The following is a 21,258-nucleotide window of genomic DNA, read 5'->3' on the forward strand; positions in this document are numbered from 1 at the left end:
CGGTGCCTGTCCGATCGCTCGTACGCAGGGGGGATGCCCGTGGACCGGCTGGCGGAGCTGCTGCTGCGGCAGCGGCTGGTCGCCCCCGACCTTCTCGTTTCCGCCGTCGAGCGGGAAGCCGTCCCGGGCCCTGAGCGCTCCGGCCGTTCGTCGCGCTCGTCCCGCCTGAGCCGGCCTCTCCCCACCGTCGCCGACGGGGTGGTCGCGCTGGAGGCGGACCTGCTCCAGCTCGGGCACGTGCTGAGCGCGCCGCTGCGGGCCCGGCTGGCCGAGCTGGACGCCGGGGAGCTGGGGCAGGCGGGCAGCGCGCTGGTCTCCGCCCTGTCGGCCCAGCTGGGCGGGCGCGTCGTGCACGCGCCGCTGTTCCGCCGCTTCCCGGAGTCGGTCCCCGCCGACACGGTGGACTTGTTCGTCCGCAGGGTGTTCTCCGTGCTGCTCCAGCGGCCGGAGCAGCCGTGCGTGCTGTGCGGGGAGATGGCCGCAGTCCACCCGGTGTCCCCGTGTGCGCACCTGGTCTGCCGCGCGTGCTGGGACGGCGCGGACTACAGCGCCTGCCCGATCTGCCACCGCCGGATCGACCCCGGTGATCCCTTCCTGCGCCCGGCCGACGACGTCTACGCCCCGGCCGTCAGGTGGAACGGCCGGGTGCCGGAGACGCTGACCCTGCTCGGGCTGTGCGACGATCCGGCCGCCCGGGCCCGCGAGCTGCTGGGTCCGCTGCTGTCCCGGCAGGCGGCGCCGCGCGCGGAGGACAGGGCGGTCGTGGCCGAGATCGTCGATCACTTCTGGCCCGAGTCGGCCGGCTGGCTCCCCGAACGGATCCCGGCCCGCGAGACCCGCGCCGTCGTCCTGGCCTCGGCCGTACGGCACGGCGACCTGGGCCTGCTGACGCGGCACGCCGACACGGCGACCGACGTGCTGCGGCTGCTCCACGCACTCATGGGCGGCGACCCCGGGTTGCGCGCCCGCCTCCCGCGCCGCACGAGCCTGCCCCGGCCGGTGCGCCGCGCACTGCTCGCCGTGCTGGACCGGCAGGCGCTGCCGTATTTGATCGAGGACCTGCACCGCTACCCGCCGCAGTGGCGGCACATGGCGGAGGTGCTGCACCCACACGAGTTCCACCGACGCCACCCGGACGCGGCCCTGGCGTTCGCCGTGCTGCGCGGCACCCCGCTGCCGGAAGGCACGCCGATGGCGGACGTCCTGCTGGAGCGCGCGGCGGCCCACGGGGACCTGCTGTCGTTCGACGGCGTACGGCTGCGCGCCCGCACCTTCGCGGGGCGGTTCGAGGCCGCGCTGCGGACAGATCCCCGCGAGGCACTCGCCCTGCTCGCGCGCCGGCCGGGAGAGCTGCTGCGGCGCACCGCCGATCTCGCCCGTCGCCTGCCCGCCGCCGATCTGGCCGAGGCCCTGCGCGCCGCCGCGCCGCACGTCTCCCCGGCCGTGCTGATCGCCACCCTGGGGCAGTTGCGCACGCCACCGGGCGGGACCCGCATGTTCCTCCCGCGCGGGGGAGCGGCGCGGATCTGGGCCGAGCCCGACGCCCGCGAGAAGCTTGCCCCCGAGACGGTGGCCGCCCTGACCGCCGTACTGACCGGCGAGATGCTGCGCCGGGCCGCCGCGCTGCCGCCCGTCGGGACCGCGCTGCTGGACGAGGAGCTGGACGACCTGCTCGCGCCGGACACCGAGCGGTCCGCCTCGGCCTCGCTGGTACGGCTGCCGCGCGGCAGCGTCCGGCCGCTACCGCGCGGGGAGCGCATCCGGCTGTTCCTGCACTGGGCGGAGCCCGCGGATCGCGTGGTCGACCTGGACCTGTCGGTGGCGGTGTTCGACGCGCGGTGGGAGTTCGTCGGGCTGTGCGACTACACGAACCTGCGGCTCGGCGCGAGCGCCGCCGTCCACTCCGGGGATCTGACCTCCGCGCCCGAGCCGCTGGGCGCGTCGGAGTTCGTGGATCTCGACGTGACCGCGCTGCGCGCGACCGGCGGCCGGTACGTGGTGCCCATCGTGTTCAGTTACAACGACGTGCCGTTCGACGAACTGGCCCGCGGTTTCGCCGGATTCATGGACGATCCGGACGGCCTGTTCGACCCGCTCGCCGTACGGCAGCGCTTCGACCTGACCGGCCCGGCCAAGATCCTCGTCCCGCTCGTCGCCGACCTCTGGTCGCGCACGATGCGCTGGGTGGACCTCAACGTGTCCGCGTTCGCCGGGTTCCACGACGTGTACGAACACGAGGAGCAAATCGCCCGTCTGGGCGCGGCGGCCGAGGACGCCTATGGCCTCGGCGAGCGCGTCACCCTGTGGGAGGTCGCCTGCTGGCACGCAGCCGCCCGCGCCCGCGAGGTCGTCGTACGGCACCGCGACGGCGCCGTGAGCCGGCACGCGCGTCGTCCCGGCGAGGACGCCGCCGCCTTCGCGTCCCGCCTCGGCGTACGGCAGGCGGCCGGCCCCGCTGCGGAGGCCGGCGCGGCGGAAGCGGGTCTCGCCGTGGTGTTGGAGGACGACGTGCAGGTGAGCGAGGGGGCACAGGTCTACGCCCTGCACCCTGCCCGTCTCGACCCCGCCCTGATCCGCTCACTCGACGCCTGCGACCTCGTCGGCATGCTCGCCCCGGCGGCGCGCTGACCCCGCCGGAGATAACCGTTTGCGCGCTCACGGACCCGCGTGGGAAAGTGAGCGCGCTTCACACAGATCACAGCGAAGGAATGAAGCCTATGTTCCCGGCGTCCCACAGCGGCCGCCGTCGGCACTGACCGGTACGCCTCCCGCGTCATCGGTTCACTGCCCTCACCGTCTCACGGCGGCCCCACGTGACGGTGCCCTGTGCACCTTCTCCATCCCCGTCCGGGATGGCTTTCCCGTGCGAGTTCACCCCTCCGCGCCGAGCGATGGGCGAACCGCTCCACCTTGTCATTCGTGAGGTCGATATCACCGTGGGCATCGATGTCCAGAGTTTCGCCGTGGCCAACCTTCGCCGCCGTCCCGAAGTCGTCGAGATCGGCGGCTTCGTCCTCGGCGTCGAGCCCGGCACCACCAGCCCGTACGTCAACTACGCGACACCCCTGCCCGGCGCCAGGCCGGGCGGACGGGACGTCGCGGCGCTGATCGGGGCGTTCCGCGAGCGCGGGCTCAAGCCCCGTCTCGAGTTCGCCCCGGACGCCGCGCCCGCCGTGGAGCCCGCGCTCCGTGAGGCGGGGTTCACCGTCGAGGCGGTGCACGACTACCTCGTCTGCACCCCGGCCACGCTGACGCCGCCGCCGGCCGTCCTCCCTGTGGAGGCGCCGGCCACGGACGAGGACTACGCGGCGATCGACGCCGCCCTGTCCGAGGCGTTCGGCGGCGAGTTCGCCGCGTCGCCGGAGGGCGCGGCCCGGCTGCGCCGTACGGAGGAGAACGGCGGCGCGGTCCGGTTCGTCCGGGCGCCCGGCGGCGGCTGCGCCGGGGCGGCCATGTGCTCCGCTCCGGCCGTGGAGACGTCGGAACTCGCCGGGGTCGGCACCCGCCCCGGCTTCCGCGGACGGGGCATCGCCGCCGCGGTCACCGCCACGCTCGCCGAGACGATGCTCGCCAGGGGAGCGCGGTCGGTGTGGCTGGAGTACGGCGGCGAGGGATCGCGCCGGGTCTACGAACGCGTGGGCTTCCGGCCAGGGGGCACTCGCCTGTACATGTCGCTCGAAGCCTGACGACCGCCGACCGCCGGCCGTCCGCGGCCCTGCCCTCACCCTGGGCGGGCGCCGCGCGGCCGGCGGACGAGGCAGATCAGGCGGGGAGGGACCGGCGGGTTCCCGACGCGAGCCCGGGCGGCGCCGCGGCCAGGGCCTTGTGGATGGCCTCGACCAGGGCGAGCGCCGCCTCCTCGGTGAGCTCGATCGCGACCCGGGCCGACGGGCCCTCGGCCGGGTTGGTGAGGTCGATGTTCACCGTGTGCTCCTGGCACGCGTGGTAGGGATGGTCGACGTAGACCATGCCGTCGGTGACCGTGAACCAGCCCGACGCTCCCTTGGCGGCGCCGTCGATCCGGATCTTCTCGGTGAGATAGGTGCACATCCCTGTTCTCCTCAGGCGGCGAGGTGGCGGCCGAAGAAACCGAAGACCTTCTTCCAGCCCTCCACCGCGGCGGCGGGCCGGTACGCGGGGCGGTCCACGGAGAAGAACCCGTGCCCGGCGTCGGGGAAGACGTGGAACTCGTGTTCCTTGCCGAGTTCGTCCAGCTCCGCGGAGAGCACTGCCACCTCGTCCGGCGAGGGGAACCTGTCGTCCGCGCCGAAGAGCCCGAGCAGCGGGCAGGACAGGTCACCGGCCCGGGAGATCAGCGGTTCGGCCTTGAGCGGGGATTCGGCGGGCGGCGCGGTGACCACGAAGGCCCCGTAACAGTCGACGGCCGCGTCGATCCGGAGCGAGCAGGCGGCCAGGAACGTCTGCCGCCCACCCGAGCAGTAGCCGATCACTCCGATCTTGCCGTTGGCGTGCTCCAGGCCCTTGAGGTACGCCGCGGCGCCGGCGACGTCCCCCACGAGCTGCTCGTCGGGGACGCCCCCCTTGGCCCGGGCCGCGGCGGCCTGGTCGTCCGGGCTGACCCCGGCGCCCTCGCGCGAGTACAGGTTGGGGCAGATCGCCGCGTAGCCGTGCGCGGCGAACCTGCGGACGATCTCCTTGGTGGCCTCGTCGTAGCCGGGGAGGTGGTGGATGACCACGACCCCGCCGTGGGGGCCGGAGCCGAGCGGCCGGGCGGCGTACGCTTCGAGTTCGGCGCCTTCGTGCCCGGTCACGGCGACCGTACCGGCCCACATCGCGTCCGTCATAGAAAGTCCCTTTTCCCTGTGGCGACCAGCAGTTAGCTTGGCTAACTAAGCTAGCCGCTGTGCCGGCGCCGGGTGATGGGGTGAACACCGGTACCCGTGCGCGCGCATGTGCCGTACGGCGCTGTGTGGCGCATCTCACCGGCGGCGGCCCGCGACCGTGAGGACCTGCGGAAGCATGGAACGGCTGCGGCCGGAATGATGCCCTTTGCCGGGTTTTTGGTCGTGTCTCACTTGTTATCTACTAAGCTTCCCGTTGTCTCGCCGGTGTGCGGTCCTCAACCCGAGGACGACCGGCGACCGCCGAATCCCGGAAGTCATCGATCCCGGGAACCGGGGACCCACGTCTCTTGGGGTGAATCCGGACCATCCGGTAGGGCTACTCCTGGCCCGAACCCGTCAGCTAACCCGGTAGGCGGCCAAGGAGAGGAGAGCGCGTGGAGTGTCGGCTCCACCTGCCCACCCGGTCCGCGTTGCGTCGCCGGACCACATGCCCGCCCTGGAACGTCTCCAGGCTTCCGGGGTGATGGCGCGCCCGTGACGGGCTGCCACATCTCCCGTTTCTGATTCCGCCCCGCCGCGGCCGTGTCCCCGGACGGTCATGCCGTCATGCCGTCACGCCCCGCGGGCCGGTTCGTCATGTCTCGAAGCGCGCCATAGGAGCCTCCGATTTCCACCGATCCGATTGCTCGACAACTGCTCGACGCCGTCCGCCCCGAACTGGGCTACCGCGAACGAGCCGGAAAACACACGAAGTTCGGCAAGTGGTACGCCGACAACGTCGCCAAGGACCCCGATTTCACGACCGCTCCCTGGTGCGACATGTTCGTCTCCTGGGCGGCGGACCGGGCCGGGGTGCAGGACCACGTCGGCGAGTTCGCGCTGACCACGCGGCACGCCAAGTGGTTCGAGAAGCACCACGCCTGGAGCGACAAGCCCGAGCCGGGCGCCGTGGTCTTCTTCGCCTGGTCGGGGTCGAAGAAGATCCGCGACATCGACCACGTCGGCATCGTCGAGAAGGTCGTCGGCGGGAAGGTCCACACGATCGAGGGCAACGTCGACGGCGTGTGGCTCAAGCGCAAGGTGCGCGACAAAAGCAAGATCGTCGGGTACGGCCTGCCGCGCAAGGTCAAGGTGACGCCGAAGGCGCCGGTGACGATCCAGCCCGTGGCGGCCGTGCATGCGAGCGTTCAGGGCGCGGGGCCCACCACCAGGAACATGGCGGCCGCCCAGGGGCAGTCGCTCGACCTCGTGTGGTCGCCCGGCGACGCCGTCCTGCCGGCCGGTCTGCTGTTCGCGGTGGTCTCCACCGCCGTGACCGGACTGCGGTTCAAGGCCGCGGCGACGACGTCCGGCGGACGGCACCGCAAGCGTGGGTGACCTCCCGCCGCCTTCCCGGAGCTACGGGCACCGCGTTGCCGGCTCCGGCCATCGCGGCGGTCTCATCCCAGGAGGCTCCTCATCTCCCTGATCTCGGCGGACTGGCTGGAGACGATGGACGCCGCCATCCGCCGGGCCGGCTCGTAGACCCCGCTGCGCAGTTCGTCGCGCGCCATGGCGACGGCGCCTTCGTGGTGCCGGATCATCATCGTGAGGAAGGCCCGGTCGAAGGCGCGTCCGGACAGCCGTTCGAGACGCCGCATGTCCTCGGGGGACATCATTCCGGGCATGGCGTGGTGCGCCGGCCCGGGGCTCTCGCCGGGCGCCGGCTCGCCCCAGGCCGTGAGCCAGCCGCTCATCGTCCGGATCTCGAGAGCCTGCGCGGCCTCGATCCGCCGGGCGAGCCGCGCGACCCGGGGGTCCGCCGCGCGGCCCTCGGCCAGCCTCCCCATCTCCACCGCCTGACGATGATGCGGGATCATCATCCGGGCGAACATGACGTCCTGGTCGTTGTGGTCGGCCGCCGGCGTCGTAGCGGCAGGCCCGGCCAGCGCGGTGAACGCGGTGAGCGCGGGCGGCGAAGAAGCCGTCCCGGCCCAGGCGGCGGAGCCGTACGCGCCGCCCACGCCGGCCAGCAGAGCGGCCGTCAGCAGAACACGTCCCCTCATCGGCCGACACCTCCTCACGTCCGGGCCGCGGACCAGGGCCGTCCCGCCGCCTGCCCGCAGTGCCGATGGCGGCGACCATCCCCGGGCAGCCGCCGCCCCGTCGGCTTGTCGTACCCCGTCCCGCGGAACCTTCCCGTCAGCCCTGAACGTGATCTGAGCGGGGCCGGTCAGCACTGGCCGTCGGCGAGCACCCAGTAGTCCGGGCCGGTCTGGCGCAGCGCGTGCGTGGTGAAGGTGTTCCACAGGCCCATCGCGTCGTTCGAGCCCTTCGCGTAGGTGTAGCCGCCGGACTGGTACGCCCGTCCCGCGGTGGTGTGGGCGTAGTTGCTGGCCCGTACGCAGGTGCCCGTCGGCGTCGCAGTGGGCGAGGGGCTGGGGGAGGGGCTGGGCGTGGCGGTGGGGCTGGGCTGGGCGCCGCCGTCGAGGCCGAAGAAGAGGGCGTCGTGGTAGGCCGAGCAGATCGTGTCGAGGAAGTACGCCGCGGTGGCGCCGCACTGGTCGGCGGCGCCGCCGGGATCGACCGGAAGGCCGTGGCCCATGCCGCTGATCTCGTAGAGGCGCACGTCGTCGCCGCCGTACACCTTGAGCGTGGTGCCGCCGGTGAGCGAGCGGGTGGAGGTGGGGGTCTGGGAGACGCCCCGCACGTTCGTCCACTGGTCGCGCAACTGGGCGCCGTTGGCGGGGACGACCGTGTAGTCGGACTGGCCCTGCCAGACGGCCACCCGCGGGTACGGCCCCGCGTAGCCGGGGTAGGCGTTGCGCACCAGGTCACCCCACTGCTGCGGGGTCCTGCTCGTCGGGCCGTACTGGCAGCCGGACGCCTCGGTCAGGCTGCTCGCGCAGCGGTAGGCGAGGCCGGCCGCGATCGATCCGGCGGCGAACACGTCCGGGTACGTCGCCAGCATGACGGCGGACATCGCCCCGCCCGCCGACAAGCCGGACACGTAGACCCGTGAGGGATCGGTCCCGTAGTTGGCGACCGCGTACGCGACCATGGCGCGGATGGACGCGGCCTCGCCCTGCCCCCTCGTGGTGTCGCCGGTCTGGAACCAGTTGAAGCAGCTCGACGAGTTGTTGGCGCTGGAGGTCTGCGGCAGCACCAGGGCGAAGCCCCACTGGTCGGCGTACTTGCGCCACCCCGAATCGGCGAAGTAGCCGCTCGCGTTCTGCGTGCAGCCGTGCAGGAGCACCACGAGCGGCCGGCCGCCGGGCAGGCCGTCCGGACGGTAGGCGTACATCGCCAGGTTGCCGGGGTTGGATCCGAACGAGCCGACCTGCACCAGCGAGGCGGCCCGCGCGGGCGGGGTGATCAGGGCCGTGCCGAGCAGGCCGGCCAGGACGAGCAGGAGGATCGCGAGGGTCCGCGCCGCTCGCGGCGGCCGGGCGGGGAAGGACGTGACCATGGGGGCTCCTCGGATGACCTGGCGCACCGATCCTTTCCGCGCACGGTAGGACTCCGGCCATCCTCCCGACATGGTCCCCGGGCACACTTTTCCCCGTCCTGTCATGGCGTCGTCGGGCCGGACAGAGGTCCGCTCAGCGGTCACCTCTGAGGCGTGTCGCCGCCGACCGCCGCGTTACGGCGATGTGAAGCTGGGCATCTCGCACTACGCGGGCCGCCGACAGGCGGACAGCCAACCGCGAGCAGGGTCTAAAGTTGACTCGGCGAGTTCGAGCGGAAGAGGCGTTCATGGCACGAGGCGACACCGGACCTGACTTCATCGAGGCGCTCGCGCGCGGCCTCGATGTCATCAGGGCGTTCCAGCCGGCGCGCCCGGTGATGTCCCTGACCGAGGTGGCGGCGGCGACCGGTCTGGCCCGGCCCACCGCGCGGCGCATCCTGCTCACGCTGCAGGAGCTGGGGTACGCCCGCTCGGCGCAGGGCGGCTTCGCCCTGACCCCGCGGGTGCTCGAACTCGGCGTCTCCTACGTCCGCTCGATGGGCCTGTGGGAGGTGGCCCGGCCGCACCTGGAACGGCTGGTCGCCCAGACGCACGAGTCGTCGTCCATCGCCCAGCTCGACGGGTCCGACATCGTGTACGTCGCCCGGGTGGCCGTGCCCAAGATCGTCGCCCTCTCGGTGCAGATCGGGACGCGGTTCCCCGCGCTGCAGACGTCCCTGGGCAAGGTGCTGCTGGCGGCGCTGCGGCCGGACGAGCTGGAGCGGGTGCTGGCCGAGCCGAGCCGGTCGGGCATCGAGCCGCGGTGGCGGCCCGATCCGCGGGAGCGCGACGCCATGCTGCGCGAGGTGCGGGCCAAGGGCTGGGCGCTGACCGACGAGCAGCTCGCCCTCGGGATCCGGTCGGTGGCCGCGCCGCTGCGCGACGGCTCCGGCACCGTCATCGCGGCCGTGAACGTCAACAGCCACGCCGCCGAGACCTCGCTGGAGAAGCTGACCGAGGAGTATCTGCCGCTGCTGCTGAAGACCGCCGGCGCGATCAGCGCCGACTGGGCGCTCTACGAGTCGGTCCCGCAGGTCACGGCCTCCTAGGAACCGGCGTAGGAATCCGTGGGTCACGGGCTCCTAGGAGGCCGCCCCGGGGATCAGGACGATCCTGCCGGAGGCGGTTCCGGCCGCCTGACGCCGCCAGGCGGACCCGGCCTCCTCCAGCGGGACCCTCTCGCAGGCGACGGCCAGCCGCCCCCGCGCCGCCTGCTCGGCGACGAAGACGATCGAGGCGGCCCGCTGCTCGGGGGTCAGCTCGTTGTTGGTGTATCCCAGCAGCCGCAGCGATCTGCTGCGCAGTGTGGAGGAGTCGATCGGGCAGGTCTCGTCCGCCGACGAGCCGAGGTTGACCCACCGGCCTCCCTGGCGCAGGGCACGGGCCGCGGCGGCCGCCGCCGGGCCGAAGAGCGGGTCGAGCACGAGGTCGGCGGGCCCGTCGCAGGCCTCGGCGAAGCGGGCGGCCAGCGCGGCGACGTCGCCGGTGTCGAGCGCCACCACGGCGTCCGCGCCCGCCGCCAGGGCGCGTTCGCGGGCGGCGGGGGAGCGGGCGCCCGCGATGACCCTGCGGGCCCCGGCGACACGGGCGATCTGCACGGCGGCCTGCCCGACGACGCCGCCCGCGCCGAGCACCACCACCTGCTCGCCGGGGGCGAGCTCACCGCGCCAGGTCAGCGCCATGTGCGCGGCGACGGCCGAGAGCCCGAGCGCGGCCACCGCGACCGGGTCGGCCGCCGCGGGCAGTTCGACGAGGTCGCGCGCGGGCACGGCCGCCACCTGCGCCATGCTGCCGTCGCCCGGGGCCATCCCGGCCGAGGTCGCGAACCACACCGGCCGCCCGTCCGCGACGCCGGCCCCCTGCACCCCCGGCACGTACGGCGTTCGCGGCCTGCCGAAGTAGGACGTGCCGGTCGCGCAGAGCAGGTCGAGCGGCGTGACGGGCGCGGCGACGACCTCGACCAGCGTCTCGCCGGGCCCGGCGACGGGCACGGGCAGGTCGGCCACCAGCGGCGGCCTGCCGGGTTCCACGATCTGTACTGCGCGCATGTCCCACCTTCCGCTGAAGCACGTCGTCATCGGGGACGGCGAGGCGCCGGGCACGCCCCGCACGGCGTGCCCGGCGCCTCGCCGTCCGGCCCGCCCCGGGCGGCGGGCGGGTCCGATCACGTCGCGATGTCGGGGTACGGCATCGTCATGTGGGCCAGCCGCCGGGCGTACTCGGTCTGGAAGCCCATCGGCTCGTGGTCGCGCTCGAACATCGCGATGAACAGCGTGAGCGTGAGGAACGGGTGCGCGCCCAGCTCGAACAGCCTCGGGTAGTCGTGGCCGGCCAGGGCCTCGCGCTCGGCGTCCTCGAAGCGCAGCCAGGTCGAGGCCTCCCCGCCGTGACAGCTCAGCAGCCGGTTGGCGTAGTCGGCCTCCCACCACTCCACCGTGCCGCGGGGGTCCTCGCGGTAGCGCTCGACCAGTTCCGGATCGCGGTCGACGGTGAACAGGAACTTGTTCAGCAGGTACTTGCTCACGCCACGCCTCCGTTGGGATACCAGGTGAAGTAGGCCTCCATGGTGTGGAACAGGTCGTAGGTGTCGACGTAGTCGGCCTTGGCGCCCTCGCCGGCCACGCCCATCATCAGCATGAAGTCCATGAAGCCGTGGGTGGCGTTGCCGGGCAGGTGGAGGCTGTCGAGGGTGACCTCCGACAGGCAGCCCTCGATGTCGCCGGAGGAGATCCACTCGACCGCCTTGCGGTCGAACTCGGGATCGGGCCCGTGCGGGCCGAACTGGCGCGGCCCGCCGAGCTCAAGCGACAGGTGCCCGGTGCCGATCACCGCCACCCGCTTGTCCGCCGGCCACGACTCCACCAGCTCGCGGATCGTACGGCCGAGCTGTACGAACCTCTTCGGCTGCGGCAGCGGCGGGGCGAAGATGTTGGTGTAGACCGGCACGATCGGCAGGTCGTTCTGCGGGCGCAGCGTGATGATCGGGCAGGTGATCGAGTGGTCGATCCGCAGCTCGTTGGAGAAGGCCAGGTCGAAGCCGGCGTCCAGGCCCTCCCGCAGGATGTACGCCGACAGGTCCTCCTGGCCGGTGAAGAACATGCGGGGCAGGCCGAACTCGCGTTCCTCGTTGTACCAGTTCGCGTCGTAGAAGGGCGCCTTGCCGACGAGGAACTGCGGCATGTTGTCGAGCCAGAGCTGGTGGAAGTGGTCGGATCCGACCATGACCAGCACGTCGGGCCGCGCCTTGGTCAGTGTCTCCCGGAACGCCTCGACCTTGCGCACCCACTCGTCGGCGAACGGCGGGCGGTCCTCGCCGGTGGCGGTGCTGGCGCGGTAGTAGAACGGATGATGGGTGGACGCGATCACCGCGACCAGTTCAGCCATGCGAACCTCCAGTGGCGTCAGGGGCGTAGGGCTCGGGGTCGACGGACCGGTTGTTGAGGTCCACCGACAGGAAGATCTCGTTGGCCACCGGGCGGCGCAGCTCCTCGGCGAGCTGCCCGATCAGGCCCGCCGTACGGGCGAGCAGGGCGAAGCCGCGCAGCAGCTCGAGCGGCAGGCCGAGGTCGGCGAGCGCCGCGCCGCACACGCCCGCGCCGTTGAGCGGCAGCTTCCTGCCCAGCACCTCGGGATGCACGCGGCCGATCGCGGCGAACAGCGACAGGTGCGGCCCGAACAGGTTCTCCTCGGCGGCGATCGCCAGCAGCCGGGGCGTGCGGGGGTCGCCCTCCTTGTGCACGTGGTGGCCGAGGCCGGGGATGAACCGCCGCGCCTGCCGCCGGGCCCGTACGGTCTCCAGGGCGAGCGCGTCCCAGCCGGCGTCGTCGGACGGCAGTGGCCCCTCGTGGGCCGCCAGCACCTCGTGCAGGAACCGGCCGCAGTCCTCGGTCACGCCGAGGAAGCGCGACCCGCCGCCGAGCAGCCCGGCCGCGAGCGCGCCCTGGATCGAGTCGGGCGCGGACAGGTACGTCAGCCGGGTGACGATCGCGGTCGGGGTGAACCCGTGGTCGGCCAGCGCGGCGAGCACGGCCTCGAACACCCGGGTCTCACCCGGCGTGGGCCGCCGCTGGGCGGCGAGCCAGAACGCGAGCTCGCCGAACCCGACCTTCCCCATCACGTCCTCGGCGAGGTCGCAGCCGAGCAGGGTGATCGACTTCAGTGAGGACGCCCCCAAGGCCGTGGGATACGACGGCCGCTCGATCATCTCGGGCCGGTCAGACATCGTCCTTCTCCTCCCGCATCAGCCATTCGCGCAGCTCGTCCCCGTGCTCGTCCAGCTCCGGCGGCGGCAGCCGGTAGGCGGCGGGGGTCGCGGAGAACCGGATCGGGTGGCGGGTGGTCGGGACCGCGCGGTCGCCCTCGCCCACCTCCACGATCGGGTCGAGCCCGAAGCGCTCGGCCATGGCGAACCCGCCGTCGATGGTGTTGATCGGGCCGCACGGCACTCCCGCCGCGACCAGCAGTTCGAACCACTCGAGCGCGCCGCGCGTGGCCAGCCGTCCGACCAGGATGGGCCGCAGTTCCTCACGGCGCGCGGTCCTGTCCGCGTTGCGCGCGAAGCGCGGGTCGTCGGCGATCTCCGGGATGCCGAGCACCTCGCACAGCTTGCGGAACTGGCCGTCGTTGCCCGCCGCGACGATGATGTCGTTGTCGGCCGTGGGCAGCGGCTCGTACGGGAACACGCTCGGATGGGCGTTGCCCATGCGGTAGGGGACGACGCCGCCGGCGACGTACGCGGAGCTGTGGTTGACCAGGCCGGTCAGCGCCGAGGACAGCAGGTTGACCTCGACGTGCTGGCCCTGCCCGGTGGCGTCGCGGTGCCGCAGCGCGGCGAGGATGCCGATGGCGGCGTGGTTGCCCGCCATGACGTCGAAGACCGAGATCCCCGCGCGGTACGGCGGCCCCTCGGGGTCGCCGGTGAGGCTCATCAGCCCCGACATGGCCTGCACCATGAGGTCGTAGCCGGGCACGTCGCGGCCCGCGCCGGAGCCGAACCCGCTGATCGAGGCGTACACCACGCCGGGGTTGGCCGCGCTCACCGAGGCGTAGTCGAGGCCGTACTTGGCCAGCCCGCCGGGCTTGAAGTTCTCTACCAGCACGTCGGCGCGGCGGGCCAGCTCACGGGCCACCTTCGCGTCGCCGGAGTCCCGCAGGTCGAGCGCGATCGACCGCTTGCCGCGGTTGACCCCCAGGTAGTACGTCGACACGTCGCCGCGCACCGGCGGCATCCAGGTGCGGGTGTCGTCTCCCTTGGGCCCTTCGACCTTGACGACCTCGGCGCCCATGTCGGCCAGCAGCATCGTGGCGTACGGCCCGGCCAGGACCCGCGAGAAGTCGGCCACCAGCACGCCCGACAGCGGCCCGCCTCCCCGCTCGGGCGCGGTGTCGTCTGTCATCCGGCTCCCCCTCCTTGCTGTCGCGGCAGTGTCCGCTGAACGGACATGAGTCCGTGACGCCGATTCTGGCACAGGCGGCCCCTTCGTCAAATGCCCGACCGGCTCTTCGTCGCAGGACGATGCGGGAAACCCATGGTTGACAGCAGGGGCGGTGCTCGCGAAAGTAACAGCGGAAGCAGCGCTGACCGTATAGCGGACAACTGTTCGGAGATAGTGGGACGCGCTCGGCCAGTGGGACCCGGCCAGTGGGAAGGTGAGGAGTTCGACGATGAACGAGCCGACCGATTTCGGGCCGGACCGGCCCGTGCTGCTGCGCGGCGGCACGGTGCTGCCGATGGACGACGGGCACAGCGTGCTGCCCCGCACCGACGTCCTCGTCGTCGGCGACCGGATCGCGGAGGTGGGGCCGGACCTGCCCGCGCCGGACGGCGCCGTGGTCGTCGACGCCACCGACGGCATCGTCATGCCCGGTATGATCGACACTCACCGGCACATGTGGCAGACGGCGATGCGCGGCTACGGCGCCGACTGGACGCTGACGCAGTACTTCGTCTGGTACTACCTGGAGTACGGCAAGCTGTGGCGGCCCGAGGACGTGCACGCCGGCAACCTGCTGGCCGCGATCGAGGCGATCGACGCCGGCGTCACCACGGTCGTGGACTGGTCACACGGGCTGCGGACCGTGGACCACGCCGACGCGGCCGTGGACGCGCTGCAGGCGGTGCCCGGCCGGTTCGTGCTGGCCTATGGCAACATCCAGGCGCCGCCCGCCGAGTGGACCGGTGCGCCGGAGTTCCGCGACTTCGTCCGGCGCCGTATCACGGGCGACGACATGCTGGGCTTCCAGATCGCCTTCGACGTCACCGGCGACCCGGCCTTCCCCGAGAAGCCGGCCTTCGAGGTGGCCCGCGACCTCGGCGTCCCCGTCACGACCCACGCGGGCGTGTGGGGCGCGACCAGCGACGACGGCATCCGTCTCATGTACGAGAACGGCTTCATGACGCCCGAGACGGTCTACGTCCACGCCGCCTCGCTGTCGGCCGACTCCTACCACCGCATCGCCGCCACCGGCGGTTCGATCTCGGTCTCCACGGAGAGCGAGCAGAGCGCGGGCCAGGGCTACCCGCCCACCTGGGCCATCCGCGCGCACGACATCCCGGTCTCGCTGTCGATGGACACCAGCGTCTGGTGGAGCGGCGACCTGTTCTCGGCGATGCGCACCACGCTCGGCGCCGACCGTTCGCGGGAGCACATGGAGGCGCACGCCACGGGGGAGACGGTCACCCACTGCAGCCTGCGCGCCGACCAGGTGGTGGACTGGGCGACGCGCGGCGGGGCCCGCGCCATCGGCCGGACCGACGACCTCGGCAGCATCGAAGCGGGCAAGAAGGCCGACATCGTGCTCATCAAGAACGACGCGTCGCCCGTGTCGTTCCCGCTGCTCAACCCGTACGGGCACGTCGCGTTCCAGGCGCAGCGCGGCGACGTGCACACGGTCCTCGTGAACGGCCGCGTGGTGAAGCACGAGCACCGCCTGGTGGGCGTGGACCTCGCCGCGGCCCGCCGCGAGGTGGAGCGGACGGTCGAGTACCTGCGCTCGACGCTGGGCGAGGAGGCATGGCAGAAGGGGATGAACCCCGACATCCCCGAGACGAAGATCCTCGACAACCCCTACACGTACACCGACTACCACAGTGCCGCGACGCACAGCCGTTGATCCCTCGGAGATTCATGATTGTTTAGCCGTCTATGTGAAATTTGCTCACCAGTGGGGTTAGGGTGGTCAGCCACCCGCGGAAGCCGTGGAGGTTTCCCCCGAAACGACCGCTGGGAGTTGTCTCACATGCAAGGGCGCGTCCCGTCACAGACGAGCCAGGATGATCGGTTCCCGCAGGAGATCCTCTCCAGTCAGGAGGAGCCGCCCCGCACGACCAGGAACAGGAAGCCCGTCGTCATCGCCGCCGCGGCCCTGGTGGCCGTGCTGGCCGCCGGGGGAGCGGGCTTCGCGCTCCGCGGCGGCTCGGGCCCCGCGGACCCGCCCGCCGCGGGCGGCGCGCGGCAGTCGGCGGCCCCCGCCCAGGACGACGCCGCCGGTTCCGCCGCGGAGGGCGGACAGGACGCGGAGGGCCCGGCGGACCAGGGCTCAGAGAATCAGGACGCGGCGGATCAGGGCGCGATCGGGTCCGGCGGGGACGGCTCCGGCGGAGCGCAGGCGCCCGGCGGGGGCGGCGCGGACACCGCCTCCGGCTCCTCGGGCGGCGGCTCCTCCTCCGGGGGGAAGAGCTCCGGTGCGGGCCGGGCCGGGACCGGCTCGTCGGGCAAGACGGGCGGCGCCTCGAAGGGCGGCGGCGGCCAGGACCAGGGTGAGGTGCCGTCGGGCGCCGACGGAGCCCCCGGGCTCATCCCCGGCGCCTGCGCCGCATCCGGCTGCTGAATCCGCTGCTGAATCCGCACCGCCTGCCGGACTGCAAGGGCCCACGAGGGCGCGCGGGCTCCGCACTCTTACGTGAGGTGAGGGCCCGCCCGCCTGCCGGGGCAGGGCCGTCGCCGCCGTGTGCGCGGTGAGAAGCCGGGTGAGGCGGGGATCAGGAGGACGGGCCGGGCCAGCCGAGCGGGAAGGCGATGCGGGCGGGCGGTTCGCCCGCGGCGTCGTTGAACTCCCGCATGGCGATGATGAGGGCCTGCCGCCGGGACGCCGGCATCCGCGTGAGGATCGCGGCGATCTCCTCCTTGCGCCGGGCGGTGACCTCGTCCACGATCCGCCGTCCGTTGTCGGTCAGCCGCAGCAGCGTCTCCCGCCGGTTCTGCGGATTCACCTCACGCTTCAGCAGTCCGGCGACGGCGAGGCGGCCCGCCATGCGCATGGCGGTCGACGGATTCACGCCGAGCTTGTCCGCCAGCGTCACCAGCTTGGTCTCGCCCTGGCCGACCACCAGCAACATGCGGAACTGCGGCAGGGTCACCCTGTCCTCGGCGGCGGCGAGGGATCGCGCCGATATCGAGACGAGCACGCGCGAGGCGGTGAGCACGGCGGTGGTGACGGCCTCCAGGTCGTCGCCGGTCGGCTCCTCGTCCGCTTCCTTTGTCACAGGCACCGTTTTTACACGGTCCCTCTCGCGGCCATGTCATCGCACCGGCAATCATGCGTACGGCCGGCGCGGGCGATGCCGCGCCACAAGGAGACCCACAGGGGGTGCCACGGGGGTGCCACGGGGTGGCCGCGCTCACCCGAGCGAGGCCAGCAACTCGTTGCAGGCCTGGGCGCAGCGCCGGCACGCCTCTGCGCAGACCCGGCAGTGCTCGTGCACGTGGGCGTGCAGGCCGCACTCGTCGCCGCAACTGCGGCACGCCTGCGCGCACGCCTCGAGTTGGGCCCGCGTCAGGTTCGCGTCGTAGCCCGTGTGCCGCGACAGCACCCGGCCCGTGGTCGCGCAGATGTCGGCGCAGTCGAGGTTGGTGCGGATGCAGCGGACGAGTTCCGCCACCGCGTGCTCGCTCAGGCAGGCGTCGGCGCAGGCCGTACAGGTCTGGGCGCAGTCGAAGCAGGCCTCGATGCAGTTGGCGAGCGCCTGTCTGTCCACGCCGCCGAGGTCGGCGGGATAGGTCTCCAGCATCACTCCGGCGTGTCCCATGGCATCGCTCCTTCCGGTCTCGTACAGACGTCTCCGTGAGGAGGCTCTCGGGCCATACCCAGTGGCACGGTCGTAAACGGAGCTGATCCGGCCGGCCGGTGTGCTGATCGTCTTCCCGGGTAGTCGCAGGGGCACGGAAATCATGGAGGGACCATGGGCTGGAGCTACCGAAAATCGATCAAGATGGGACCGTTCAGGCTCAACCTCTCGCGCGGCGGCGTCGGGCACAGCTTCGGCGGACGCGCCTTCCGCGTCACCAAGACGGCGGACGGCCGGCGCACCCTCACCGTGAACCTGCCCGGCGGCTTCCACTGGAAGAAGACGCTCGACTAGCGGCGGGAGACGGCCGGCACGGCGGGCGCGACCCCTTGAGCGCGCCCGCGCTTCCGCCCTCGCTCGAAGTGCCCTGCTTCGGCGGGTCGCGGCCCCCCGCTGGGGCGGCCGGAGTACGGCAGGACTCCGGCGCGGAAGGACCTGGCGCCGATGGCGAGGGGGCCTGGCCAGGCGTTCGATGACCTGTGGCGCGCCGGCGGAAAACCCTTTGAGCCTTCCTTCCGGGTTCCCGTATGGTTCCTGCGGCCCCGTCGCAGTGAGGACAGAGGACAAACGCGCGTGACCCCGCCTGCTCTTTAGACCTGACACCTTCTTCCGCTCACCTTCACGCCGGCCCTGCCGCCGGCACTGCCGGGCTGCCCGTGTGCGCCCGGTCATACGGCGTTTGAGGCCGCGCGATCGGCCTCGTGTCAGGTCTAGAGAGATCATGTCTTCACAACCTCATACTGTGCTGCCCTGGGTCGTCCGCCGGACCAGGCTGCCTCTGCTGTCGCTGCGGTGCGTCGACTGCCGGTCGGAGTCGGCCACCACCGGCGAGGGCAGGTTCCGCGTCAACGCCAACGGAAAGCTGCTGGACGTCTGGCTGCTGGTCCGCTGCGTGTCCTGCGGCCGGACGAGCAAGCTCACCGTGCACGAGCGAGCGCCGGCCGGCTCCTTCGATGCGGCTGAGCTCGACGGCTACCACGCCAACGACCCGGAGCTGGTGGCGTCCAGGCTGCTGGACCCGCTGCTCGCCCGGCGCAACCGCTTCACTCTGGACTGGAAGGGGGCCTGGCGGCTGGACACCCCGTCGGCATGGCTCGACGAGGAGTGGCCGGTCCAGCTGGAGGTCGTCTTCGAGGATCCGGTGCCGGTGCGCCCGGAGCGGCTCATCGCGCAGGGGCTCGGCCTCAGCAGGAACGAGGTGCTGCGCCGGGTCAAGTGCGACGTTCCGTTGCGCCGCCCGACGAGCGCCGGATTCACCTTCACCGTGATGCCCGGGGACTAGCGGCGCGCCGATCCCTGCGAAGCATCCGTGCGAAACACGCCTCGCCCACGGGCGGCTCCGGCGGTCCGGAGTCGCCCCTGGGCGGTGCCGGCGGTCACGTCACTCCTTCGGATGCAGGGCCGACGGCTTGTGCACCGCCGTCCCGCCGCTCTTGTCGCTGCGCACGAGGAACTGCGGGTCCTCGGGTGAGGCGGCCACGGTGCGGCCCGCCTCCTCCGTGCGCTCGGTGATCTTCTTCTCGACCTTGCCGACCGCCTCGCCGCCGTGGCTCTTCCAGGTGACCTCGTCGCCCACCGACGGCTCTTCCTTCTTGTCCTTCTCGCCCATGCGCACCGCCCTACCCGGGGAAACGCGCCGTCCCCCCGGCGGGACATCGGCACACCTCCCTATCAGGCAAAATTCCGGGACGAAGCGCGTACGAGCCGGAGCCGGCCCGGTGGGGGATCTCCGCACTGTTGCCCGCGCGCCGGGATTACCCCGGTCCGTTGCCGCGCACGGTGGGAGCATGGGACGGACCGTGCGGCTGACCGCGACCGTCACTCCCGAGGACGGTGGCCTGTACTGCGCGCGGTGCGTCCAGGTCGAGGTGGCCTGCGAGGGACACACGGTCGACGAGGCGCTCGACCGGCTGCGGCGCGCACTGGAGCGCTACTTCGAGCGCCGGCCCGCGCCGCACCCGCCCGCGCACCCGCCGATCGTGGTGCCGATCGAGGTCAGCTTGCCGGACTGAGCCCGCACCGAGGCCGCTTGCGGGCGCGATGGGATCTTTGCGGGTGAAGCTCCCGATCATCATGCTTGACCGGACATTGGTCGTCGGATGCGTGATCACTCCCCGGCACGGCGCTTACCGTCGTGCTCGTACCATCCATGACCTCGGGGGAGTCTCATGCCTCTCTGTACAGCCGTACTGGCCGCCGCCCTGCTCTCCGGGCCGGCCGCCGTGCCGCCGGACCCGGCCCCGCCCGGGACGAGGGCCGCCACGAACAGCAACAACGCCGCGCCGTCGTCCACGGGCCGGCCGCAACTCGCGTCGCTGCCCGGCATGGCGCCGCAGGCCGGGGAGTTTCCGTTCGCCCTCCCCCAGGCGCCGCCATGGATGGCTCCCAGCGGGACGGACGGCAGGCGCGACGACAGCACCGCCGCTCCCGAATCGCCGTCCGGGGCGAGCGGCCCCGGCGCCTCAGGCGCGTCCACCAGGCCGGGCACGGACACCGCCGGACGGCCCGCCGCGACGGCGGGCGGCACGGCGAGCGACGGAGCGGGCGACAGGCCGGCCGGGACGGAGTCCGAGACCAGGTACGTTCCGGTGATCGATCCCAAGACACGCGACGTCTTCATCCAGCCCGTCTTCGCTTCCGGCGAGTCCGGGCAGGCGCCGCGGCCGTTCACCTTCGGCCCGATGCAGGGGGTCCAGTCGACCAGGACCTACCCGGCGTCAAGGGCGGAGCAGAAGGCGGCGCCGCAGAAGACGGCACGCCACAAGACGATCGCCCGGCCACGCCAGCATCAGCGGCCGCGCGACTGATGGGCCCGCCCCAGACGGCCTGATGGAAGAGGCCCGTGTGACCGGCCCGTCTGAACGGCCCGCCACACCGGTCCTGAGCCGGTGTGGCGGGCTCTTCCGGTGTCGCCGTCCGCAGGGGTCGAAAAGGCGCGGGCGGTCGTGCGGGTGGCACGCCCGGCACCGCGTCCGGTCCCAGGACCGATCGGTGCGTCCGTTCCGTGTCTCATCACGCACCTGACCCGCCACCCAGCAACGACCTTTCCACGACTAAGGAAGCACGATCATGAATACCCGTCTGCTCGCCCTTGCCGCCCTGACCGCGGCGCTTTCGATGTCCGCGGCGTGCGGTAGCCAGGGCGGCGGCAACCCCGCGGCTCCGGTCGCGGCCAACGAGACCGCCACGGACATGGCCAGCGAGACCCCCAGCGCCGAGGCGAGCGAGAGCCCCTCCGCGACCCCGTCGCCGTCGGTCGCCGGTTCGCCTGTCGGGGCGGGATGCTCCTCGCTGCCGGCCTCGGGTAAGGGCAGCCCCGCCGAGCTGGCCAAGGTGCCGGTCGGCACCGCGTTGTCCGACATCCCGTCGCTGTCCACGCTCGCGCGCGTGGTGAAGAAGGCCGGGCTGGCCGAGACACTCAACTCCGCCCAGGACATCACGGTGTTCGCGCCGACGAACGACGCGTTCAACAAGATTCCGAAGAACCAGCTCGACCAGCTGATGTCGAACCGCAAGTCGCTCAGGGGACTGCTGGCCTACCACGTGGTCAAGGGACGCAAGGCGCCGGCGGACATGCACGGCGAGCTGACCTCCCTCGAGGGCCGCAAGCTCACCGTCTCGGGGTCCGACTCCAGCCTCAAGGTCAACGATGCCGCCGTGACCTGCGGGAACATCGCGACGAGCAACGCCACTGTCTACCAGGTCGACAAGGTCCTCATGCCGAGGTAACCGGCCGTCGTCCTGAGACACCTTCACGGGGGTGAGCCGCTCGCGGCTCACCCCCGTTCTGTTCGCCGCGGGGATACGCCCCGTCGCCCGGTTCCGGCACTTCAGCGATAAGCACGTACGTCTTCTTCAGGCCTATTTCGACTTTTATGGCCACCAGGCATTTTGATCCC

General features: G+C 72.3%; 23 protein-coding genes and 1 riboswitch. Of the genes, 11 read left to right on the plus strand and 12 right to left on the minus strand.

The window, feature by feature from the left end:
* Nucleotides 1–33: 33 nt before the first annotated feature.
* Together Msi02_RS18660 and Msi02_RS18665 are read left to right on the plus strand one after the other, a co-directional pair.
* Nucleotides 34–2,628, plus strand: a complete 2,595-nt coding sequence (locus tag Msi02_RS18660) for an MXAN_6230/SCO0854 family RING domain-containing protein (RefSeq protein ID WP_239108502.1) — start codon at nucleotides 34–36, stop codon at nucleotides 2,626–2,628.
* A 335-nt stretch (nucleotides 2,629–2,963) separates the two neighbouring features.
* Complete coding sequence (locus tag Msi02_RS18665) at nucleotides 2,964–3,686, plus strand: GNAT family N-acetyltransferase (RefSeq protein WP_204049551.1); 723 nt, start codon at nucleotides 2,964–2,966, stop codon at nucleotides 3,684–3,686.
* Nucleotides 3,687–3,762: 76 nt separating this feature from the next.
* Here the strand turns inward: Msi02_RS18665 and Msi02_RS18670 are convergent, their stop codons facing one another.
* On the minus strand, nucleotides 3,763–4,050 hold the full coding sequence (locus Msi02_RS18670; RefSeq protein WP_204049552.1) for a DUF6295 family protein: 288 nt from the start codon (nucleotides 4,048–4,050) through the stop codon (nucleotides 3,763–3,765).
* A gap of 11 nt (nucleotides 4,051–4,061) precedes the next feature.
* Entirely contained in the window at nucleotides 4,062–4,805 is a 744-nt protein-coding gene (locus tag Msi02_RS18675; RefSeq protein WP_204049553.1) for a dienelactone hydrolase family protein, read from the minus strand.
* Between the two features lie 288 nt (nucleotides 4,806–5,093).
* Nucleotides 5,094–5,236: riboswitch (cyclic di-AMP (ydaO/yuaA leader) on the plus strand.
* A 286-nt stretch (nucleotides 5,237–5,522) separates the two neighbouring features.
* Here Msi02_RS18675 and Msi02_RS18680 point away from each other — a divergent pair.
* A complete protein-coding gene (locus Msi02_RS18680; RefSeq protein WP_275414154.1) occupies nucleotides 5,523–6,182 on the plus strand; it encodes a CHAP domain-containing protein in 660 nt (219 codons plus the stop codon).
* Nucleotides 6,183–6,244: 62 nt separating this feature from the next.
* Here the strand turns inward: Msi02_RS18680 and Msi02_RS18685 are convergent, their stop codons facing one another.
* Together Msi02_RS18685 and Msi02_RS18690 are read right to left on the minus strand one after the other, a co-directional pair.
* The gene (locus tag Msi02_RS18685) at nucleotides 6,245–6,850 is read right to left on the minus strand and encodes a DUF305 domain-containing protein (RefSeq protein ID WP_204049554.1); all 606 of its coding nucleotides are present in this window, start codon (nucleotides 6,848–6,850) and stop codon (nucleotides 6,245–6,247) included.
* A gap of 167 nt (nucleotides 6,851–7,017) precedes the next feature.
* A complete protein-coding gene (locus tag Msi02_RS18690) occupies nucleotides 7,018–8,253 on the minus strand; it encodes an extracellular catalytic domain type 1 short-chain-length polyhydroxyalkanoate depolymerase (RefSeq protein WP_204049555.1) in 1,236 nt (411 codons plus the stop codon).
* Nucleotides 8,254–8,540: 287 nt separating this feature from the next.
* Here Msi02_RS18690 and Msi02_RS18695 point away from each other — a divergent pair, with 287 nt between their 5' ends.
* On the plus strand, nucleotides 8,541–9,341 hold the full coding sequence (locus Msi02_RS18695; protein ID WP_204049556.1) for an IclR family transcriptional regulator domain-containing protein: 801 nt from the start codon (nucleotides 8,541–8,543) through the stop codon (nucleotides 9,339–9,341).
* A 33-nt stretch (nucleotides 9,342–9,374) separates the two neighbouring features.
* Here Msi02_RS18695 and Msi02_RS18700 read toward each other — a convergent pair whose 3' ends face one another.
* The 5 genes from Msi02_RS18700 to Msi02_RS18720 all read right to left on the minus strand — a co-directional run bounded on the left by Msi02_RS18700 (nucleotide 9,375) and on the right by Msi02_RS18720 (nucleotide 13,688).
* Complete coding sequence (locus Msi02_RS18700) at nucleotides 9,375–10,340, minus strand: quinone oxidoreductase family protein (protein WP_204049557.1); 966 nt, start codon at nucleotides 10,338–10,340, stop codon at nucleotides 9,375–9,377.
* Nucleotides 10,341–10,456: 116 nt separating this feature from the next.
* Complete coding sequence (locus Msi02_RS18705; RefSeq protein WP_079320408.1) at nucleotides 10,457–10,816, minus strand: hypothetical protein; 360 nt, start codon at nucleotides 10,814–10,816, stop codon at nucleotides 10,457–10,459.
* On the minus strand, nucleotides 10,813–11,676 hold the full coding sequence (locus Msi02_RS18710) for a DODA-type extradiol aromatic ring-opening family dioxygenase (protein WP_204049558.1): 864 nt from the start codon (nucleotides 11,674–11,676) through the stop codon (nucleotides 10,813–10,815). Before Msi02_RS18710 ends, Msi02_RS18705 begins: the two co-directional genes overlap by 4 nt.
* A complete protein-coding gene (locus tag Msi02_RS18715; RefSeq protein WP_239108504.1) occupies nucleotides 11,669–12,514 on the minus strand; it encodes a citryl-CoA lyase in 846 nt (281 codons plus the stop codon). Before Msi02_RS18715 ends, Msi02_RS18710 begins: the two co-directional genes overlap by 8 nt.
* Nucleotides 12,507–13,688 carry a CaiB/BaiF CoA transferase family protein gene (locus Msi02_RS18720; RefSeq protein ID WP_204049559.1) on the minus strand — a complete coding sequence of 394 codons (1,182 nt, stop codon included), beginning with the start codon at nucleotides 13,686–13,688 and terminating at the stop codon, nucleotides 12,507–12,509. The genes Msi02_RS18715 and Msi02_RS18720 overlap by 8 nt, the downstream gene beginning before the upstream one ends.
* Before the next feature lie 268 nt (nucleotides 13,689–13,956).
* Here Msi02_RS18720 and Msi02_RS18725 point away from each other — a divergent pair, with 268 nt between their 5' ends.
* Together Msi02_RS18725 and Msi02_RS18730 are read left to right on the plus strand one after the other, a co-directional pair.
* Entirely contained in the window at nucleotides 13,957–15,405 is a 1,449-nt protein-coding gene (locus Msi02_RS18725; RefSeq protein ID WP_204049560.1) for an amidohydrolase family protein, read from the plus strand.
* Nucleotides 15,406–15,531: 126 nt separating this feature from the next.
* Nucleotides 15,532–16,122, plus strand: coding sequence for a hypothetical protein (locus tag Msi02_RS18730; RefSeq protein ID WP_204049561.1), 591 nt, complete (start codon nucleotides 15,532–15,534; stop codon nucleotides 16,120–16,122).
* A gap of 151 nt (nucleotides 16,123–16,273) precedes the next feature.
* On the opposite strand, the gene Msi02_RS18735 is transcribed toward Msi02_RS18730, so the two are convergent.
* A complete protein-coding gene (locus Msi02_RS18735; RefSeq protein WP_204049562.1) occupies nucleotides 16,274–16,777 on the minus strand; it encodes a MarR family winged helix-turn-helix transcriptional regulator in 504 nt (167 codons plus the stop codon).
* 135 nt (nucleotides 16,778–16,912) lie between these two features.
* Nucleotides 16,913–17,320 carry a four-helix bundle copper-binding protein gene (locus Msi02_RS18740; RefSeq protein WP_079320415.1) on the minus strand — a complete coding sequence of 136 codons (408 nt, stop codon included), beginning with the start codon at nucleotides 17,318–17,320 and terminating at the stop codon, nucleotides 16,913–16,915.
* A gap of 153 nt (nucleotides 17,321–17,473) precedes the next feature.
* Here Msi02_RS18740 and Msi02_RS18745 point away from each other — a divergent pair, with 153 nt between their 5' ends.
* Nucleotides 17,474–17,653: a DUF4236 domain-containing protein gene (locus tag Msi02_RS18745; RefSeq protein WP_079320416.1), complete on the plus strand. Its 180-nt coding sequence runs from the start codon at nucleotides 17,474–17,476 to the stop codon at nucleotides 17,651–17,653.
* A gap of 448 nt (nucleotides 17,654–18,101) precedes the next feature.
* On the plus strand, nucleotides 18,102–18,641 hold the full coding sequence (locus Msi02_RS18750) for a DUF1062 domain-containing protein (protein WP_239108505.1): 540 nt from the start codon (nucleotides 18,102–18,104) through the stop codon (nucleotides 18,639–18,641).
* A gap of 99 nt (nucleotides 18,642–18,740) precedes the next feature.
* Here the strand turns inward: Msi02_RS18750 and Msi02_RS18755 are convergent, their stop codons facing one another.
* Nucleotides 18,741–18,968 (minus strand): hypervirulence associated TUDOR domain-containing protein, encoded by a 228-nt coding sequence (locus tag Msi02_RS18755; protein WP_079320418.1) that lies wholly within the window; start codon nucleotides 18,966–18,968, stop codon nucleotides 18,741–18,743.
* 178 nt (nucleotides 18,969–19,146) lie between these two features.
* Here Msi02_RS18755 and Msi02_RS18760 point away from each other — a divergent pair, with 178 nt between their 5' ends.
* The 3 genes from Msi02_RS18760 to Msi02_RS18770 all read left to right on the plus strand — a co-directional run bounded on the left by Msi02_RS18760 (nucleotide 19,147) and on the right by Msi02_RS18770 (nucleotide 21,088).
* A complete protein-coding gene (locus Msi02_RS18760) occupies nucleotides 19,147–19,371 on the plus strand; it encodes a type II toxin-antitoxin system HicB family antitoxin (protein ID WP_204049564.1) in 225 nt (74 codons plus the stop codon).
* A gap of 156 nt (nucleotides 19,372–19,527) precedes the next feature.
* Nucleotides 19,528–20,166: a hypothetical protein gene (locus tag Msi02_RS18765; RefSeq protein ID WP_204049565.1), complete on the plus strand. Its 639-nt coding sequence runs from the start codon at nucleotides 19,528–19,530 to the stop codon at nucleotides 20,164–20,166.
* 262 nt (nucleotides 20,167–20,428) lie between these two features.
* Nucleotides 20,429–21,088: a fasciclin domain-containing protein gene (locus Msi02_RS18770; RefSeq protein ID WP_204049566.1), complete on the plus strand. Its 660-nt coding sequence runs from the start codon at nucleotides 20,429–20,431 to the stop codon at nucleotides 21,086–21,088.
* Nucleotides 21,089–21,258: the final 170 nt, after the last annotated feature.

Source organism: Microbispora siamensis (genome assembly GCF_016863095.1).
GTDB classification, from domain to species: domain Bacteria; phylum Actinomycetota; class Actinomycetes; order Streptosporangiales; family Streptosporangiaceae; genus Microbispora; species Microbispora siamensis.

Excerpts from the sequence above, each read along its gene's own strand:
- Msi02_RS18660 (WP_239108502.1), top strand. The coding sequence starts at position 34 with ATGCCCGTGGACCGGCTGGCGGAGCTGCTGCTGCGGCAGCGGCTGGTC.
- Msi02_RS18670 (WP_204049552.1), bottom strand. The coding sequence starts at position 4,050 with ATGTGCACCTATCTCACCGAGAAGATCCGGATCGACGGCGCCGCCAAG.
- Msi02_RS18675 (WP_204049553.1), bottom strand. The coding sequence starts at position 4,805 with ATGACGGACGCGATGTGGGCCGGTACGGTCGCCGTGACCGGGCACGAA.
- Msi02_RS18685 (WP_204049554.1), bottom strand. The coding sequence starts at position 6,850 with ATGAGGGGACGTGTTCTGCTGACGGCCGCTCTGCTGGCCGGCGTGGGC.
- Msi02_RS18690 (WP_204049555.1), bottom strand. The coding sequence starts at position 8,253 with ATGGTCACGTCCTTCCCCGCCCGGCCGCCGCGAGCGGCGCGGACCCTC.
- Msi02_RS18695 (WP_204049556.1), top strand. The coding sequence starts at position 8,541 with ATGGCACGAGGCGACACCGGACCTGACTTCATCGAGGCGCTCGCGCGC.
- Msi02_RS18700 (WP_204049557.1), bottom strand. The coding sequence starts at position 10,340 with ATGCGCGCAGTACAGATCGTGGAACCCGGCAGGCCGCCGCTGGTGGCC.
- Msi02_RS18710 (WP_204049558.1), bottom strand. The coding sequence starts at position 11,676 with ATGGCTGAACTGGTCGCGGTGATCGCGTCCACCCATCATCCGTTCTAC.
- Msi02_RS18715 (WP_239108504.1), bottom strand. The coding sequence starts at position 12,514 with ATGTCTGACCGGCCCGAGATGATCGAGCGGCCGTCGTATCCCACGGCC.
- Msi02_RS18720 (WP_204049559.1), bottom strand. The coding sequence starts at position 13,688 with ATGACAGACGACACCGCGCCCGAGCGGGGAGGCGGGCCGCTGTCGGGC.
- Msi02_RS18725 (WP_204049560.1), top strand. The coding sequence starts at position 13,957 with ATGAACGAGCCGACCGATTTCGGGCCGGACCGGCCCGTGCTGCTGCGC.
- Msi02_RS18730 (WP_204049561.1), top strand. The coding sequence starts at position 15,532 with ATGCAAGGGCGCGTCCCGTCACAGACGAGCCAGGATGATCGGTTCCCG.
- Msi02_RS18740 (WP_079320415.1), bottom strand. The coding sequence starts at position 17,320 with ATGGGACACGCCGGAGTGATGCTGGAGACCTATCCCGCCGACCTCGGC.
- Msi02_RS18745 (WP_079320416.1), top strand. The coding sequence starts at position 17,474 with ATGGGCTGGAGCTACCGAAAATCGATCAAGATGGGACCGTTCAGGCTC.
- Msi02_RS18755 (WP_079320418.1), bottom strand. The coding sequence starts at position 18,968 with ATGGGCGAGAAGGACAAGAAGGAAGAGCCGTCGGTGGGCGACGAGGTC.
- Msi02_RS18760 (WP_204049564.1), top strand. The coding sequence starts at position 19,147 with ATGGGACGGACCGTGCGGCTGACCGCGACCGTCACTCCCGAGGACGGT.
- Msi02_RS18765 (WP_204049565.1), top strand. The coding sequence starts at position 19,528 with ATGCCTCTCTGTACAGCCGTACTGGCCGCCGCCCTGCTCTCCGGGCCG.
- Msi02_RS18770 (WP_204049566.1), top strand. The coding sequence starts at position 20,429 with ATGAATACCCGTCTGCTCGCCCTTGCCGCCCTGACCGCGGCGCTTTCG.